16 protein-coding genes are annotated in these 17042 nt (G+C 62.4%); 9 read left to right on the forward strand and 7 right to left on the reverse strand.

Translation table 11 applies throughout. The features are described from left to right. Nucleotides 1–188: 188 nt before the first annotated feature. Nucleotides 189–521 carry a hypothetical protein gene (locus ACF8MC_RS04555; RefSeq protein WP_164105124.1) on the reverse strand — a complete coding sequence of 111 codons (333 nt, stop codon included), beginning with the start codon at nucleotides 519–521 and terminating at the stop codon, nucleotides 189–191. 476 nt (nucleotides 522–997) lie between these two features. Here ACF8MC_RS04555 and manA point away from each other — a divergent pair, with 476 nt between their 5' ends. Beyond that, the gene (manA, locus tag ACF8MC_RS04560; protein ID WP_164105123.1) at nucleotides 998–2176 is read left to right on the forward strand and encodes a mannose-6-phosphate isomerase; all 1179 of its coding nucleotides are present in this window, start codon (nucleotides 998–1000) and stop codon (nucleotides 2174–2176) included. A gap of 140 nt (nucleotides 2177–2316) precedes the next feature. Beyond that, a complete protein-coding gene (locus ACF8MC_RS04565; protein ID WP_041034957.1) occupies nucleotides 2317–3849 on the forward strand; it encodes a YdgA family protein in 1533 nt (510 codons plus the stop codon). A 45-nt stretch (nucleotides 3850–3894) separates the two neighbouring features. Here the strand turns inward: ACF8MC_RS04565 and ACF8MC_RS04570 are convergent, their stop codons facing one another. Further along, nucleotides 3895–5058, reverse strand: a complete 1164-nt coding sequence (locus tag ACF8MC_RS04570; RefSeq protein WP_049234490.1) for a serine hydrolase — start codon at nucleotides 5056–5058, stop codon at nucleotides 3895–3897. A 102-nt stretch (nucleotides 5059–5160) separates the two neighbouring features. Here ACF8MC_RS04570 and ACF8MC_RS04575 point away from each other — a divergent pair, with 102 nt between their 5' ends. Further along, a complete protein-coding gene (locus ACF8MC_RS04575; protein WP_164105122.1) occupies nucleotides 5161–6069 on the forward strand; it encodes a LysR family transcriptional regulator in 909 nt (302 codons plus the stop codon). Nucleotides 6070–6095: 26 nt separating this feature from the next. On the opposite strand, the gene blaSRT is transcribed toward ACF8MC_RS04575, so the two are convergent. Further along, nucleotides 6096–7232, reverse strand: coding sequence for an SRT/SST family class C beta-lactamase (blaSRT, locus tag ACF8MC_RS04580; protein ID WP_033648215.1), 1137 nt, complete (start codon nucleotides 7230–7232; stop codon nucleotides 6096–6098). A 206-nt stretch (nucleotides 7233–7438) separates the two neighbouring features. Between blaSRT and ACF8MC_RS04585 the strand changes: the two genes are divergently transcribed. Beyond that, a complete protein-coding gene (locus tag ACF8MC_RS04585; protein WP_164105121.1) occupies nucleotides 7439–8320 on the forward strand; it encodes a LysR family transcriptional regulator in 882 nt (293 codons plus the stop codon). Here the strand turns inward: ACF8MC_RS04585 and ACF8MC_RS04590 are convergent. Continuing rightward, the gene (locus ACF8MC_RS04590; protein WP_164105120.1) at nucleotides 8317–9348 is read right to left on the reverse strand and encodes a Mal regulon transcriptional regulator MalI; all 1032 of its coding nucleotides are present in this window, start codon (nucleotides 9346–9348) and stop codon (nucleotides 8317–8319) included. The two genes, ACF8MC_RS04585 and ACF8MC_RS04590, sit on opposite strands and share 4 nt — an antisense overlap. A gap of 223 nt (nucleotides 9349–9571) precedes the next feature. Between ACF8MC_RS04590 and malX the strand changes: the two genes are divergently transcribed. Together malX and ACF8MC_RS04600 are read left to right on the forward strand one after the other, a co-directional pair. Next, nucleotides 9572–11191, forward strand: a complete 1620-nt coding sequence (gene malX, locus ACF8MC_RS04595) for a maltose/glucose-specific PTS transporter subunit IIBC (protein ID WP_049212102.1) — start codon at nucleotides 9572–9574, stop codon at nucleotides 11189–11191. Then, a complete protein-coding gene (locus tag ACF8MC_RS04600) occupies nucleotides 11184–12365 on the forward strand; it encodes a MalY/PatB family protein (RefSeq protein WP_049212105.1) in 1182 nt (393 codons plus the stop codon). Before malX ends, ACF8MC_RS04600 begins: the two co-directional genes overlap by 8 nt. 32 nt (nucleotides 12366–12397) lie before the next feature. Here ACF8MC_RS04600 and ACF8MC_RS04605 read toward each other — a convergent pair whose 3' ends face one another. Both ACF8MC_RS04605 and ACF8MC_RS04610 read right to left on the reverse strand, forming a co-directional pair. Then, a complete protein-coding gene (locus tag ACF8MC_RS04605; protein ID WP_033638420.1) occupies nucleotides 12398–12766 on the reverse strand; it encodes a hypothetical protein in 369 nt (122 codons plus the stop codon). Next, nucleotides 12763–13359, reverse strand: coding sequence for an NUDIX domain-containing protein (locus tag ACF8MC_RS04610; RefSeq protein ID WP_049196846.1), 597 nt, complete (start codon nucleotides 13357–13359; stop codon nucleotides 12763–12765). The genes ACF8MC_RS04605 and ACF8MC_RS04610 overlap by 4 nt, the downstream gene beginning before the upstream one ends. Nucleotides 13360–13456: 97 nt before the next feature. On the opposite strand from ACF8MC_RS04610, the gene ACF8MC_RS04615 reads away from it, so the two are divergent. From ACF8MC_RS04615 to ACF8MC_RS04625, 3 genes are all read left to right on the forward strand, one after another. Continuing rightward, entirely contained in the window at nucleotides 13457–14212 is a 756-nt protein-coding gene (locus ACF8MC_RS04615; protein WP_049196848.1) for a DeoR/GlpR family DNA-binding transcription regulator, read from the forward strand. A 136-nt stretch (nucleotides 14213–14348) separates the two neighbouring features. Next, the gene (gene add, locus ACF8MC_RS04620) at nucleotides 14349–15347 is read left to right on the forward strand and encodes an adenosine deaminase (RefSeq protein ID WP_019455941.1); all 999 of its coding nucleotides are present in this window, start codon (nucleotides 14349–14351) and stop codon (nucleotides 15345–15347) included. 110 nt (nucleotides 15348–15457) lie between these two features. After that, nucleotides 15458–16003 carry an AAA family ATPase gene (locus ACF8MC_RS04625; protein ID WP_049196850.1) on the forward strand — a complete coding sequence of 182 codons (546 nt, stop codon included), beginning with the start codon at nucleotides 15458–15460 and terminating at the stop codon, nucleotides 16001–16003. 11 nt (nucleotides 16004–16014) lie between these two features. Here the strand turns inward: ACF8MC_RS04625 and ACF8MC_RS04630 are convergent, their stop codons facing one another. Next, a complete protein-coding gene (locus ACF8MC_RS04630; protein WP_033648207.1) occupies nucleotides 16015–17019 on the reverse strand; it encodes a bile acid:sodium symporter family protein in 1005 nt (334 codons plus the stop codon). Nucleotides 17020–17042: the final 23 nt, after the last annotated feature.

Here is a 17042-nt window from a genome sequence, read left to right on the forward strand (position 1 = left end):
CGACGCGCTACCCCCCGTCGGCATGCACTCCCAGTATAGTGACATAATAACTATTCGCATTAAGAGAGTTATCTCACAGCACGTTTCATCTTTTTTACCCATTAACGACGCGGTTATTTTCCATCGGTTAACCCGCGGCGAAATAAACGGCCGGGAATGAGCCAGGAGAATAAAAGTGTGGCTACTCATTAACGCGGATGACGCGAATTAAAATTATTGATGCGCTGCGCCTGTAAATGATTGAGCTCATCGATACGTTGTTGCTGCAGATGATTGATCTCGTCGTAGGCGTCCTGCCGTTCATGATGCCGATAGGCCCCGGTCGCCACCGCGCCGGCGGTGAGCGCCAACGGGTGCGCCACGGGCACGATCGCGGCGGGAACCGCGACCGGCGCGGGTGCAACGACGATCGGCGCCGGCGCGATCGCCACGGCGCGCTGCGCCGCGTAGGGATAGGTGACGATCACCGCCGCCTGGGCTGCGCCGGCGCAAAGCCCCAACAGCAACAACAGTTTTTTCATGCAACAGACCTCTGGTTTTGTTAAATCGACTCGTTAGCCGTTACGGTAAAGGGGTCTGACGCGCAGGTTTAAGCTCGGCGTGTGATCGCCCAGCGCAGCGCGAAAATAATAATAAGGGAATGGCTCAGACGGTAAAAAATAAATTCAGCAGTCATATTTTGACATGCTGAATAATAAATAATGCGGCAGGATGAGCGGACTATCGGCAATAATCCCGCCGGTTCAAAAAATAATCGAACGGCGGGTTTTCCGGGCCGCCTTGAGGCCTGCGCGCCAATTGAGGCGCCGATCGTTATCACGCTATACTTTGGCCCCGTTGCCGGGCGCGACGTTATTCGGCGTTGTTTTGATCGCGCCCATGATTTTTCCTGCCGACGCGGGCGTATGATGGTTGTCGGCACAGATTTAACTAACCGTATAAAATCAGTAAGTTATTGCCATCCGGTACGGCAATGACGCTAAGGACGTTTATCGACATGCAAAAAATGACCAACGCGGTACAGAATTACGCCTGGGGCAGCCACGATGCGCTGACCCGTCTTTACGGCATCGCCAACCCTGATAATCAGCCGATGGCCGAACTGTGGATGGGCGCCCATCCCAAGAGCCCTTCCCGCGTGCCGGGCGCCGACGGCGAGCTGCGTTCGCTGCGCTTTCTTATCGATGAAGACCAGCCAAAACAGCTGGGCGCCAACGTCGCCAGCCGCTTTGGCGAGTTGCCGTTCCTGTTTAAAGTACTCTGTGCCGATCAGCCACTGTCGATCCAGGTCCACCCGAGCAAAGCGGCGGCCGAAATCGGCTTCGCGAAAGAGAATGCCGCCGGCATCCCCCTGAGCGCCGCCGAACGCAACTATAAAGATCCCAACCACAAGCCCGAGCTGGTGTTCGCCCTCACGCCGTTCCTGGCGATGAACGGCTTTCGCGAACTGGCCGATATCGTTTCCCTGCTGCAACCGATCGCCGGCGCACACCACGACATCGCCGCCTTCCTGCAACAGCCGGACACCGCGCATCTCGCAACCCTGTTCGCCAGCCTGCTGACGATGAGCGGCGAGCAAAAGTCGCTGGCGCTCGGCGTATTGAAAGCCGCGCTCAATAACCAGCAGGGGGAACCCTGGGATACCGTACGCTTTATCGCCGGCTTCTATCCGGACGACAGCGGCCTGTTCTCACCGCTGCTGCTGAACGTGGTGCAGCTCGCGCCGGGCGAAGCGATGTTCCTGTATGCCGAAACGCCGCACGCCTACCTGAAAGGCGTGGCGCTGGAGGTGATGGCCAACTCGGACAACGTGCTGCGCGCGGGCCTGACGCCGAAATTCATCGACGTGCCCGAGCTGCTGGCCAATCTGCAGTTCCGCCCGCAGCCGGCTTCCGGCCTGCTGACCCAGCCGGAGCCACGCGGCAACGAGCTGTTCTTCCCGATTCCGGTGGAGGATTTCGCCTTCTCGCTGCACGATTTGACCGCCGCCCCGCAGGCGCTGGCGCAGCAAAGCGCCGCCATCGTGTTCTGCGTCACCGGCGAAGCGACGCTGGAAAAATCCGGGCAACGCCTGACGCTCAAGCCGGGCGAATCCTGCTTTATCGGGGCTTTCGAATCCCCGGTCAACGTCAGCGGCAGCGGCCGCATCGCCAGGGTTTATAACCAACTGGCCTAACCGTTGATAAATTTCAGCAAATTGCTTGCTGAAAGCGAGAGCTACCCCCACAATTAAACGCCTGCGGGCGTTTATTTTCGGCCCCTATTTGCCCCTCCCGCGCAACGGAGGGTGATAAGAAAAAAGGATGAAACAGAGCTATGAAAAAATCGTTAGTCGCTGTCAGCGTCATTGTGGTTCTTGGCGCAGCATGGACCGGGGCATCCTGGTACACCGGGAAACTGATCGAGCAGCACATGGGCGAAGTCGTCGACAACGCCAACGGCCAGCTGAAAGCTTACCTGCCGAAAGCCGGGGTTAAGCTGAGCTATGAAAATTACCAGCGCGGCCTGTTCAGCAGTAAAGTGCGTTATGTGCTGCGCTCCGACGGCACGGATACCAGTGAAGACGCGGCGCTGAAAGCCGGTGAAGAAGTGGCGTTCCTGGAAACCATCGATCACGGCCCGTTCCCCTTCGCCCAGCTGAAAAAATTCAATCTGCTGCCGAGCATGGCGTCGGTGCATACCGAGCTGGAAAATACCCCGGCGGTGAAAGGCCTGTTTGACACCACCAAAGGCAAATCGCTGTTTACCGCCGATTCGCGCATCTCTTACAGCGGGGACACCTCGTCCGCCATCGACATCATCCCGCTGGACTACCAGAAGGATAAGTCTTCGCTGAAATTCAGCGGCGCCACCATTAACGCCGATGTGTCCAGCGATCTGAAAAAATTCGTGCTGGACGCCAATAGCGACAATATCGTGTTCGCCAGCCCGAACGAATTCGGTCAAAACGAGCAGATCACCTTCCAGGGCTTCAACCTGAAAGGCAACAGCAACGAGAGCAAGTTCGGCGTGAAGCTCGGCGATCAGACGATGACACTGAAGCAGTTCAAACTGACGATCGACGGTAAAGATACCGTGGCGCTGGACGGTTTCAACCTGGTGAGCAAGTTCGGCGAGCAAGGCAGCAGCAACATCGGCGGCCAGATCGACTACACCATGGACGCGCTCAAGGTGCAGGGCAACGATTTCGGCGCCGGCAAGCTGGCGCTGAAAATCGACAACGTCGACGGCAAGGCGCTGAAAGACTTCGCCGACAGCTACAACCGCCAGACCATGGCGCTGCTGCAACAGGGCGAGAACCTGGATCCGGCCGTGTATGAGCAGCAAAACGCCGAGCTGTTGCAAAAGAACCTGCCGCTGCTGCTGAAAGGCAACCCGAGCCTCAGCATCGCGCCGCTGAGCTGGAAAAACAGCAAGGGCGAGAGCACCTTCACGCTGGATCTGGCGCTGACCGATCCGAGCAAGGCCGCCTCCCCGGCGCAATCGCCGGATCAGCTGATCGCGCAGGCGGTTAAAAAGCTGGATATCAACCTGACCATTCCGGAAGCGATGGCCACCGAAGTGACCGCGAAAACCGCGCTGTTGCAGGGTTACAATGCGGAAGACGCGCAGAAACTGGCGCAGCAGCAGGTGCAGGGCCTGGCGGCCATGGGCCAGATGTTCAAGCTGACCACCCAGAAAGACGGCGTGATCGCGAGCACGTTCCACTATGCCGACAACCAGGTTGACCTCAACGGCAACAAGATGTCGCTGCAAGAGTTCATCGGCCAGTTCGCCATGCTGGGCGCCCCGGCGGAAGACGCTGAACCGGCGCAGGAAGCGGAACCCGCTCCGGCACCGGCGCAGTAATCGCCTGACAGCCTGATCAAGGGCCCCCTGCGGGGCCCTTTTTATTTACCCCATTTCCGCGGCGTAAACCGCATCGCGGATCTGCTGCGGATAGCGGCCGCACATGCCTTCAAACGCGGTGTTGGTCAGTATCACCACGCTCAGCTGCGCCTGTGGATCAAAGAACCAGCTGTGGCCGTAAACGCCGCCCCAGGTCAGCGTGCCGGCATGCTGCGGCGTCTGCGCGGCATCTGTGTCCACCAGCAGCGCCCCGCCGAAACCGAATCCCCAGCCCGGCCCTTGCGTTTGCGCCTGCGCCCCCACGTGCGGGCTGCGCAGCAACGCCACCGTGTCCGGCCGCAACATGCCCTGCCCGCCGCTGCGCAGCGCCTCCACCAGCCGCAGCACATCGTCGGCATCGCCGACCATGCCCGCGCCGCCGGAAGGATAGGCCCCGGCGTTAAGCGCCCGCGCGGGTGAAAACAGTACCTCGCCCCCCGCCATCTCCTCCGGCAGCGCCAGCCGCAGGCCTTCATGCATGCGCTGCGGCCCTTGCGGCGTGTTGTAATACGGTGTCGCCAGATTCGCGGCGTCCGTCGCATAAAACGCGGTATTGCCGAGCCCCAGCGGCCGCGCCACCCATTCGACAAACAGCTGTGGCAGCGGCATGCCCGTCACCCGTTCCAGCACCGCGCCAAGCACGTCGATCGCCAGCGAATAATTGAAGCGCTCCCCCGGCGCCGACAGCAACGGCGCCTGTGCCAACAGCCGCAGGTTTTGCTCCAGCGTCAGCGTCGACAGCTCCACGCCGTCCTGGATCCCCAGCTGATGATAAACGCCCGCCGGCGGCTGGTTCAGCCGATAGTCCAGCCCGGCGGTGTGGCTCAGCAAATGACGAATCTTGATCGCCGGGCGCCGGCCGTCCGCCAACGCCGGAGTGAACCACGGCAGCCAGTCGCTGACCGCGTCGTCCAGGCTCAGCTTGCCCTGCTCAATCAGGCGCAGCACCGCCAGCGTGGTATAGGGTTTGGAGACCGACGACAGTCGAAACTGCGTTTCTCGTCGCATCGGCCGCCGCGCTTCGCGATCGGCATAGCCGGCCGCCCCGGCGTAGCAAATCTCGCCCCGCCGCGCCACCAGCACTACGCTACCCACGATGCGCCCTTCGGCCATCGCCTGTTGATCGATCGCCGCGATCCGTTCTGTTAACGCCCGTTGTTCTGCCGACATGATTTTCATCTCTCTGATGGAAAGTAAAATCAGTCTAAAACCTTCGTTATAAATTAAAATAAGGCATAATTTAATGAATCATTAAGCACAGGTTATTGATAGATGAGTTCACTCCTGCAGCTGTTGCCCTATTTCGAAGCCGTCGCGCGCCTGGGCAACTTTACCCGCGCGGCCAGCCAACTCGGCGTCACGCCGCCGGCGGTGTCGCAAAACATTCAGGCGCTGGAGAATCAGCTGGGAGTGCGGTTATTTCACCGCACCAGCCGCTCGGTGCGCCTCAGCGACGAGGGCCGGTTGTTCTATCAGAAGGTATCGCCGGCGATGAGCCAGATCGACGTGGCAGCGGACGACGTGCGCGCTCTGGGCGCGCAGCCGGCGGGCCTGCTGCGCATTACGCTGCCGCAGCTGGCCGCTTCGCTGCTGGTAATGCCGCATCTGGCGGCGTTTCAGCGGCGCTATCCCGAGGTGCAGCTGGAGCTGTTTACCGAAGACCGCTTTTCCGATCTGGTGCTGGGCAGTTTCGATGCCGGCATTCGCATGCATGCCATGCTGCAAAAGGACATGATCGCCGTGCCGATCGACAACGGCCAGCGCCGGGTGCTGGTCGCCTCGCCCGACTATCTGGCGCGCTGCGGCGTACCGGCCACGCCGGACGATCTGCCCGTTCACCACTGCCTGCGCTACCGCTTCCCCGGCAGCGGCAAACTGGAACCCTGGTATTTCAGCCTGGGCGACGATGAACGCGCGCTGGACGTCAGCGGCAGTTTGATTTTTAACGAAGATCGGCTGATCAAGGATGCGGCGTTGGCGAGCCTGGGTATCGCACAGCGTTTTCAGGGCACGGTGTTGCAGGAGCTGGCGCAGGGGCAACTGGTGGAAGTGCTGCCGGATTACGCCAGCGAAGCGTCGGGGTTTTTCATCTACTTTCCCGCCGGCCGGCATCTGCCGCTCAAGCTGCGCGCCTTTATCGATTTCATGCGCGAGCAACGTGAACGGCAGCATCGCTGGTAGGGGCACCTCGTCGGCGCCCCTGGCCGTCAGCGCTTCTCCAGCGCCTGGACGATGTGGTAAGCCGCCTCGACGCGATCGTCGTTCGGGAACCACTTGTTGGCCAGCATCACCACGGCGATATTTTTCGCCGGGATAAATACCGCGTAGGTGGAGAAGCCGCCGGTGGAGCCGGTTTTGTTATACCAGCCGGCGCGCAATTCCGGCTGCGGCGGCGTGATGGCGGTGGCCGGCGTGCCGTTCATGATCATCCCGGCGTTGTTGCCTTCAATCAAACGCGACAGTTTCACTGGATACGGGTAGTTCTCCCACATCAGATCCTGCGTGAACGCGCCCGCCTTGTAATACCCGACGTGCGTCGCGGCCAGCGCGTCGCGCCATGGCTGCGCCACCTTCACCTGCTGCAGGTTGGCGTCCAGATAGCGAATCAGATCGCGAGCGTTGGACTTGATGCCGTAAGACTCGGCATCCAGCGGGCCGGGGTTGACCCGCACCGGCTTATCGTCCTTGCTGTAACCCTGCGCATAGTTAGCCATCTGCGCCGCCGGCACCTGAACGTAGGTGTGGCTCATGCCCAGCGCCGGCAGCATCCCCTGTTCCATCGCCTGGATAAACGGCTGGTCGAGGCTCTTGGCGGCGATCATGCCCAGCATGCCGATGCCGAGGTTGGAATAGACGCGGTAGCTGCCCGCCGGGTGTTTCGGCTGCCAGGCCCGGTAGTAGGCCATCAGTTGGGCGTCGTTGGTGACGTCGTCCGGCACGAACAGCGGCAGGCCGGAGGTATGCGTCGCCAGATTCAGCAGGCTGACGCCGTCGAAGGCGCTGCCGCGCAGCTCGGGCAGATAGCGGCTGGCCGGATCGTTGAACGACAGCTTGCCCTGCTGCTGCGCATAGACCGCCAGCGTCGCGGTAAAGGTTTTGCTCAGCGAGCCCACTTCGAACAGCGTCTGCTCGGTGATCGGTTTGCCGGTCTGCTTCGAGGCGACGCCATACGGGTAAATCTGCTGTTTGCCGTCGACCGACACGGCGATCGCCATGCCCGGTACGCCATATTTTTTCATCAGCGGCTGAATAACGGCGTCGATATCCTGCTGCTGCGCGGCCTGCGCGGTCGGCAAGATCAGTGCGGCGATCAGCGCGGCCGCCAGGCGGTTCATTTTCGTCATGATAGAAGCTCTTAGGTTGCAGGGTATCAGCCGCGGCCAAAAGTTTTTATTGGCGTTATGCACGGCGCTTTCCCTGATTGATGATGTCATTCCTTTACGGCTGCGGCGACGCTCACAGCAGCCGCGCCAAATATCGGATTTTGCCGCCGGGTTGACAAGCGATAATAATTTCAGCCAGCATAAAGAAAAACTTATGGCTATCGACAATGCGCAATCGACTTCCCCTCAACGCCCTGCGGGCGTTCGAATCCTCCGCTCGCCACCTGAACTTCACCCGCGCCGGTCTGGAGCTGCGCGTCACCCAGGCCGCCGTCAGCCAGCAGGTGCGCATGCTGGAAGAACAGCTGGGCATTCAGCTGTTCCGCCGCCTGCCGCGCGGGCTGGATCTGACCGAAGAGGGCCAGGCGCTGCTGCCGATATTGAGCGACGCCTTCGACCGCATCGAGGCGGTGCTGCAGCAGTTCGAAGGCAGGCATTTCCACGAGGTGCTGACGGTGGCGGTGGTCGGCACCTTCGCCGTCGGCTGGCTGATGCCGCGGCTGGCGGCATTCCGCACGGCGCACCCGTTTATCGATCTACGGGTGCTGACCCACAACAACCTGGTCAATCTGTCGGCCGACGGCATGGATTTCGCCATCCGCTTCGGCGAAGGCCTCTGGCCCGCCACCTGCAATATCAAGCTGTTCGACGCGCCGCTGACGGTGCTCTGCCCGCCGGCGGTCGCCGCGCGCCTGCGCACGCCGCAGGATCTGCAGCACGAGCAGCTGATGCGCACCTACCGCAAGGACGAGTGGGAGCACTGGTTCGCGGCGGCACAGGTGACGCCGTGGCGGATCAACGGCCCGGTGTTCGACTCGTCAAGGCTGATGGTGGAAGGCGCGATCCAGTGCGATGGCGTGGCGCTGGCGCCGGTCAGCATGTTCCGCCGCGAACTGGCCGCCGGCGCGCTGCAGCGGCCGTTCGCCGCCGAGGCCGCGCTCGGCGCCTATTGGCTGACCCATTTGAAATCGCGAGATCTGACGCCGGCGATGAAAACCTTTATCGGCTGGATCCGCCGTGAGGCGGAGGAGGAACAGCAGCAGGGCTAGGCGGAGCCGCGCCGGATCAGCGTCGGCGGCAGAATGACGTTCTGTGCCGGCAGCTCGGCGTCACCGATGCGCTGCAGCAGGCGCGCGGCGGCGCTGCGCCCCACTTCCCGCGCCGAACTGGAGACGAAGGTCAGCGGCGGCTCGGTCAGTTCGGCCTCCGGCACGTCGCCAAAGCCGATCAGCGCCACCTGCCGCCCGTAGTAGGCGTCGACCCCGTCCGAACCGATGCTGCGGCCGCTGCGCGCCAGGCCAAAATAGGCGCCGAGCGCCACCGACGCCTTGTGGCAGACGATGGCGGTAATGTTCGGGTAGTGGCGCAGCAGTTGCTCCGCCGCTTCCGCCGCCTGGCGCTGCCGGCAATCGCACTCGACGATCCATTCGCTGCGAAACGGCAGGCCGTACTGCACCAGCGTGGCGCAAAAGCCGCCCAGCCGCTCGGCGCGCGTCAACGAGTCGCTCTGCCCGCCGAGGTAGGCGATTTGGCTGTGGCCCCGCGAGATCAGAAATTCGGTGGCCAGCTTGGCGGCCTGCATGTTGTCCGGCCGCACCACGTCCACGCCATCGAGGCCGCTGGAGCGCGCCACGCAGACCAGCGGCACGCCCTGCTCGGCCGCCTTCTCCTTCAGGCCCGCCGCCGCGCGAATGCCGCCCGCCAGCACGATGCCGTCGACGCCCTGCGCCAGCAGCGCGTCAAACGCCCGCTGCAAGCCCTGGCCGTCGCGCCCGCTCTGCGTCAAAAACAGCAGCTTGTCGTGCGCCTCCAGCGCTTCGCTCAGCCCGGCGGTCATTTCGGCATAGAAGGGTTCGCAGATGTCGCGCAGAATAAGGCCGATCACCCCGGACTTCCCGCCGCGCAGCGTCGCCGCCTGGCGATTGCGCACGTAGCCCAGCTGCTCTATCGCCTGATTGACCTTCTCGACGGTGGTCGGCGAAATGCGCCCCTTGCCGCTCAACACCAGGGAAACCGTGGTGACCGACACACCCGCCTGTTGCGCCACATCGGTGATGGTGATCTTTTTGATGCTCATAGTCTCTGCGAACCCGTTCCTGGGCAACCCGCGCCGTAATGATCAAGGGTATACCGAATCCGTTATCTCAGTAAAACGTTTTACTGCCTGCCGCATTGTCGCCAAAAACTGGGCGACAGATTTGTGATTGGCGGCGCATTTTTGCTAGGTAAAACGTTTTATCTTCTTTTTACCTAATCTGCAGTCCTCTTTTTGCTCGTCTTTTCGCCAGGAGAAGTCGGTTATGTCAGCAACCAACAAACCAAAAATCACCCTCTGGGAGTTCTTCCAGAGCCTGGGCAAAACCTTCATGTTGCCCGTCGCCTTGCTCTCTTTCTGCGGCATCATGCTGGGGATCGGCAGCTCGCTGAGCAGCCGCGACGTGATCACCCTGATGCCGTTTATCGGCCACCCGATCTTCCAGCTGATCTTTACCTGGATGAGCAAGGTAGGCTCCTTCGCCTTCAGCTTCCTGCCGGTGATGTTCGCCATCGCCATTCCGCTGGGTATGGCGCGCGAGAACAAGGGCGTCGCCGCCTTCTCCGGCTTCGTCGGCTTCGCCGTGCTGAATCTGGGCACCAATTTCTACCTGACCGCCGCCGGCGTGCTGCCCACCGGCGATCCGCTGGTGCTGAAAGCCAACAATATCCAGAACATCCTCGGCATTCAGTCGATCGATACCGGCATCCTCGGCGCGGTGATCGTCGGCATCATCGTCTATCGCCTGCATGAACGCTTCCACACCATCCGCCTGCCGGACGCGCTGGCGTTCTTCGGCGGCACGCGCTTCGTGCCGATCGTCACCACCGCGGTGCTGGGCCTGTGCGGCCTGGTGATCCCGCTGATCTGGCCGTGGTTCGCCGCCGGCATCACCGGGCTGGGTTGGGTGATCAACAGCGCCGGCGCCTTTGGCCCGATGCTGTTCGGCACCGGCGAACGCCTGCTGCTGCCGTTCGGCCTGCAGCACATTCTGGTGGCGCTGATCCGCTTTACCGAGGCGGGCGGCACCATGGAAGTGTGCGGCCACAGCGTCAGCGGCGCCCTGACCATCTTCCAGGCGCAGCTTTCCTGCCCAACCACCACCGGCTTCGCCGAAAGCGCTACCCGCTTCCTGTCGCAGGGTAAAATGCCGGCGTTCCTCGGCGGCCTGCCGGGCGCGGCGCTGGCGATGTACCACTGCGCCAAACCGGAGAACCGTCATAAAATCAAAGGGCTGTTGATTTCCGGCGTGGTAGCCTGCGTGGTCGGCGGCACCACCGAGCCGATCGAGTTCCTGTTCCTGTTCGTCGCGCCGTTCCTCTACCTGATCCACGCGCTGCTCACCGGGCTGGGCTTTACCGTGATGGCGCTGCTGGGCGTGACCATCGGCAATACCGACGGCAATATCATCGACTTCGTGGTGTTCGGCATTCTGCACGGCACCGCCACCAAGTGGTATCTGGTGCCGGTGGTGGCCGCCGTCTGGTTCGTCGGCTATTACGCCATTTTCCGCTTCGCCATCCAGCGCTTTAACATCAAAACGCCGGGTCGCGAAAGCGACGGCGCCGTCAGCCAAAGCGCGCCGAGCGGCGCGGTGGGCAAATCCGGCTACAACGTGCCGGCGATTTTGGCGGCGCTCGGCGGCCCGAATAACATCATCACGCTGGACAACTGCATCACCCGCCTGCGCCTGTCGGTCAACGACATGAGCCGGGTGGACGACGCGGCGCTGAAGGCCAACCGCGCCATCGGCGTGGTGCATCTCAACGACCATAATCTGCAGGTGGTGATCGGCCCGCAGGTGCAATCGGTGAAGGATGAATTAGACTCACTGATAGCCACGGCGCAACCTGCCGCGGCCCTGCAGGGAGCCACCCATGTTTGATTTCTCCACCCCGATCGACCGCCACGGCACCTGGTGCACCCAGTGGGACTATATCGCCGATCGTTTCGGCAGCGACGACCTGCTGCCGTTCACCATCTCCGATATGGATTTCGCCACCGCGCCGTGCATTCTCGACGCATTGCAGCGGCGCCTGCAGCACGGCGTGCTGGGCTACAGCCGCTGGCAGCACGAGGATTTTCTCGGCGCGCTGCGCCACTGGTATCAGCAACGTTTCAACGTCGCCATCGACACCGCGACGGCGGTGTACGGCCCTTCCGTTATCTACATGGCGGCGCAGCTGATCCGCCAGTGGTCGGTGCCGGGCGATTACGTGGTGACCCATACCCCGGCCTACGACGCTTTCTACAAGGTGATCCTCGCCAACCAGCGCCAGCTGTTGGCCTGCCCGCTGCAAAAAGCCGGCGACGACTGGCGCTGCGATATGGCGCACCTCGAAGCGTTGCTGGCGCGGCCGCAGACCAAGATCCTGCTGCTGTGCAGCCCGCATAACCCCACCGGCAAAGTGTGGCGCCGCGACGAGCTGCAGCAGATGGCCGAACTGTGTGAACGCCACGACGTGCGCGTCATCAGCGACGAGATCCATATGGACATGGTGTGGGGGGAACACCGCCATACGCCGTGGAGCCAGGTGGCGAGCGGCGCCTGGGCCCTGCTGACCTCAGGTTCCAAGAGTTTCAACATTCCGGCGCTGACCGGCGCCTACGGCTTCATCAGCGACGCCGCCAGCCGCGAAGCCTACTTCCAGCAGCTCAAAGCCCGCGACGGCCTTTCTTCGCCGGCGGTGCTGGCGGTGGCCGCGCACGTGGCCGCCTATCGGCACGGCGAACCCTGGCTGGATGCCCTGCGCGACTACCTGCAGGATAATCTGACCTACGTCGCCGAGCGGCTGGAGCAGGCGTTTCCGGCGCTGGGCTGGCGTCCGCCGCAGGCCACCTACCTGGCCTGGATCGATCTGCGGCCGCTGGCCGTAGACGATCGAGCGCTGCAGCAGGTGCTGATCGAGCGCGAAAAGGTGGCGATCATGCCGGGCTTTACCTACGGCGAGGAAGGCCGCGGGTTCCTGCGCCTCAACGTCGGCTGCCCGCGCAGCAAGCTGGAGGCCGGCATGGACAAGCTGATCGCCGGATTGAGGTTGGTGCTGGACGAGCAATAGCGCGAGGGGGCGAGCCTCTGCCCGCCCCTTCGTTACCCCTGAACAGGCGGGATCTCCTCCAGGCGGCGATAGACCGTCAGGCCCCACTCGTTGGCCAGCCGCACGTCGTTATCGGCCCCCGCAGAGGCCCCTTCGATGCGATACACCGCCTGACACTGCGCAATCAGCCGATGGGCCACCGGGTAAAGAAACGCCTCGCTCACCGCATCGCCAACCTGCGTGGAACCCGCCGCGGCCGCCAAAGGCAGCGCCAGCCACTCACCGATCACCGGCACGTGCCCCCGCTGGTAAACCGCCAGCGCCGCCTGTTCCAGGCGCGCCAGATTAGCGGCAATACGCTGCGGATCGCCATCGGTGCCGCTGCGATAGGGGCCGGCGATCAGGATTTGTTGCGCTTTCATCGTTCTTCCTCCAATGTCCGATTCAAGGCGACAAACTGCAGCAGCATGATGGTCTTGGCGTCAACGATCGTGCCCTGGCGAACCGCCTGCAGGGCTTGCGCCAGCGGCAGCTCGAGCACCTCCAGATCTTCCCCCTCCGCCACCACCCCGCCGCCCTCGTTGACGCGGTCGCCCGCCTGATATTCGCCGACGAAAAAGTGCAGCTTCTCGGTGACCGAGCCGGGGCTCATGTAGGCTTCGAACACCTTCTCCACGTTCTGCACGAAATAGCCGGTTTCCTCTTCCGCTTCGGCGCGGATGCGCGCCTCCGGCGACGCGTTGTCCAGCAGCCCGGCGGCGGCCTCAATCAACATGCCGTCATGGCCGTTGACGAACACCGGAAAGCGGAACTGGCGCGTCAGGATCACCGTTTGCGCCCGCCGGTTGAACAGCAAAATCACCGCGCCGTCGCCGCGATCGTAGGTCTCGCGACTTTGCCGCTGCCAAACGCCATCGCGCCGCAGAAAATCAAAGGTGGTTTTTTTCAGCAGGTACCAGTCATCGGACAACACCCGGGTTTCGACAATGCGAACCCTGTCTTTGGTGGCTATCATCGGTTTACTCCGCCAGAGGAAGGAAATTGATACTATCGTGCAATTTCGTGTATGATCAAGATATTTCGTGCAAAGCAAATTTGAGAGGAAAATGGCCATGTTGACCAGCCAGCGCAAGAAAATCATCCTGGAAAAACTGGCCCAGGATGGCCAGGTGTTGGCCAAGCAGCTCAGCGAAATGTTCGGGCTGTCGGAAGACACTGTCCGGCGCGATCTGCGCGAACTGGACGCCGAGGGGTTGCTGCAACGGGTACATGGCGGCGCCCTGCCGGTTTCCTCTGCCATTGCCAGCTTCGCCGAGCGCAATCAGTTGGAATCCGGCGCCAAACGCGCGATCGCCAAAGCGGCGGCGGCGCTGATCGCCCCCGGCCAGGTAGTGATTATCGATGGCGGCACCACCTCCGCCGAGGTGGTCAGGCAGCTGCCGCCCAACCTGAACGCCACCATCGTCACCCACAGCCCCAGCGTTGCCGTGGGCCTGGTCGATCACCCCACGGTGGAGGTGATCCTGATCGGCGGCCGGCTGTACAAGCATTCGATCGTCAGCGTTGGCGCCGCCGCGGTGGAAGCGATGTCGCATATTCGCGCCGATATCTATTTTATGGGCGTGACCGGCGTGCACCCCACCGCGGGGCTGAGCACCGGCGATCTGGAAGAGGCCTACATCAAGCGGGCGCTGGCGGCCCGCGCGGCGGAAACCGTGGTGCTGGCCTCCGCCGCCAAGCTTAACGCCGCCTCGCAGTATGCGATCGGCGATATTACGCTGGCGCATACCATCATCGTTGAACGCGCCACCGACGACGCATTGATCGCGCCGTTGCAGCAGGCGGGCGTCAGCGTGTTGAAAGCCTGATTCACGACGATAATGCGATAGATCTCGCATTATTTGTGATTCAAGTCACTTTTTTATGCAACGAGATGGCAAGTTTCATTCATTTGTTTTTATACTGTTCTGCACTTTACCTACGATAAACTAGCGAGTGCCCAGCATGATCGATCCCCGCCTACCGCTTACCGACATTCACCGCCATCTTGACGGCAACATCCGCGCGCAGACCATTCTCGACCTCGGTCGCCAGTTCAATCTCGCCCTGCCGGCCAACGATTTGGAGAGCCTGCGCCCGCACGTGCAGATCACCCACGCCGAACCGGATCTGGTCAGCTTCCTGCAGAAACTGGACTGGGGCGTGGCGGTGCTGGGCGATCTGGACGCCTGCCGCCGGGTGGCCTACGAAAACGTCGAAGACGCCGCCAACGCCGGCCTGCACTACGCCGAGCTGCGTTTCTCCCCTTACTACATGGCGATGAAGCACCAGCTGCCGGTCGCCGGCGTGGTGGAAGCGGTGATCGACGGGATCCGTTCGGGCTGCCGCGATCGCGACATCGACATTCGCCTGATCGGCATCATGAGCCGCACCTTTGGCGAGGCCGCCTGTCTGCAGGAATTGGAAGGGTTGCTGGCGCACCGCGACGGCATTACCGCGCTGGATTTGGCGGGTGATGAGCTGGGCTTCCCCGGCAGCCTGTTCCTCAACCACTTCAACCGCGCGCGCGACGCCGGCCTGCGCATCACCGTGCATGCGGGCGAAGCCGCCGGCCCGGAAAGTATCTGGCAGGCGATCCGCGAGCTGGGCGCCGAGCGTATCGGCCACGGGGTGAAAGCGGTTGAAGATCCGGCGCTGATGGATTTCCTGGCGGAACACGGCATCGGCATCGAGTCCTGCCTGACCTCCAACATCCAGACCAGCACCGTGCCTTCGCTGGCGCAGCATCCGCTGGCCACCTTCCTGCGCCACGGCGTGCTGGCATCGATCAACACCGACGATCCGGCGGTTCAGGGCATCGAGATCGAGCACGAATACCGCGTCGCCGCGCCGCAGGCCGGGCTGACGCCGGAGGAAATCCGCACCGCGCAGGAAAACGGCCTGAAGCTGGCCTTCCTCAGCGAGCAGGAAAAACAGGCGCTGCGCGCCAAAGTGCAAGGTTAAATTCCCCCAAGGCGCCACACGGCGCCTTCTTCTCATCCCCCGTTTTCTTCTGCCTGCTCGTCTTTATCGCTGTTTTCACCCATAACTCTGCCGCACTAGAGGAGTTTCTTATGTCTGACAAACTACGCCGCATCGTGCTGACCGGCGGCCCGGGTTCGGGCAAAAGCACGCTCATCGAGGTTCTTCATCGCCGTGGCTACCCGCATTCGCAGGAGGCGGGCCGGGCGATTATTCAGGAGCAGGTGAGTATTGGCGGCAATGCGCTGCCGTGGGGCGATCGCCAGGCTTTCGCCGAGCGGATGCTGGATTGGGAACTGCGCTCATGGCGGGAAGCGACGGGCGCAACATGCTGGTTCTTCGATCGCGGCCTGCCGGATATCGCCGGTTACCTGACGCTGTGCGGGTTGCCGATCCCCGCTCCCTTAACCGCGGCGATCGGCGCTTTTCGCTATGCCGATACGGTGTTCATCGCCCCGCCATGGCGAGCGATCTACGCGCAGGACAGCGAGAGAAAACAATCTTTCGCCGAAGCCGAGCAGACCTATCGAGCGATGCTGGCCGTCTACCGTCGATCGTGCTATCGGCTGCAGGAGCTGCCGCGCGCCTCACCCGACGAGCGCGCCGACTTTCTGCTCGACGCGCTGGGCTGCCGTTAGCGGCCTGCGTTCTATTTGGCCGCCAGCGCCTCCGCCTCGGCCCGTTGTTTGGCGGTTTTACGCGCATAGCGCTGCGCCAGCACCGCGCACACCATCAGCTGCACCTGGTGGAAAATCATCAGCGGCAGCACCATGGCGCCTACCGCCGCGGCCGGGAACAGCACGTTGGCCATCGGGATGCCGTTCGCCAGGCTCTTTTTCGAGCCGCAGAAGACGATGGTGATTTCATCGGCGGTGTTGAAGCCCAGCCAACGCGCCGCATAGGTGTTGATCACCAACACCACCGTCAGCAGCACCAGCGACATCACCAGGATGGTCAGCAGCGACCAGCCGTCGATGCGATGCCAAATCCCTTCCACCACCGCCGCGCTGAACGCGGTATATACCACCAGCAGGATCGACGAACGGTCGGTCAGGTTGATCAGCTTGCGATGGCGATCGACCCACTTGCCGATCAGCGGCCGCGCCAGGTGACCGACCACGAACGGCACCATCAATTGCAGAATGATTGAACCGATGGCGTGCAGCACGTCGGTATTGCCGCCCTGGGTATGCATCAACGCCCCCACCAGCAGCGGCGACAGGAACACACCGAGAATGCTCGACGCCGAGGCGCTGCAGATCGCCGCCGCCACGTTGCCGCCCGCCGCCGAGGTAAAGGCGATGGCCGATTGCACCGTGGCCGGCAGCGCGCACAGGTAGAGGAAGCCGAGATAGACCGTCGGCGTCATGATGCCCGGCACCAGCAGATTCATCGCCAGCCCAAGCAGCGGGAACAGCGCAAAGGTGCTGAGGAACACCAGCAGATGCAGCTTCCAGTGGCTCATGCCGGCGACGATCGCCTCGCGCGACAGCTTGGCGCCGTGCATAAAGAACAGCAGCGCGATGGCGGCGGTGGTCAGGTGTTCAAAGAAGGTTTTCCAGATGCCTTCGCAAGGGAACAGCGAGGCGACGATCACCACCAAAATCAGAACCAGCAAAAATTTATCAATGCGCAAACGCTGCAACCAGGACATGAAACGGATTTCCTTGCACGTAA

Origin of the sequence: Serratia sp. LACPHL-BACT-2024-00286 (assembly GCF_043109535.1) — a bacterium.
Classification (GTDB): Bacteria; Pseudomonadota; Gammaproteobacteria; order Enterobacterales; family Enterobacteriaceae; genus Serratia; species Serratia sarumanii.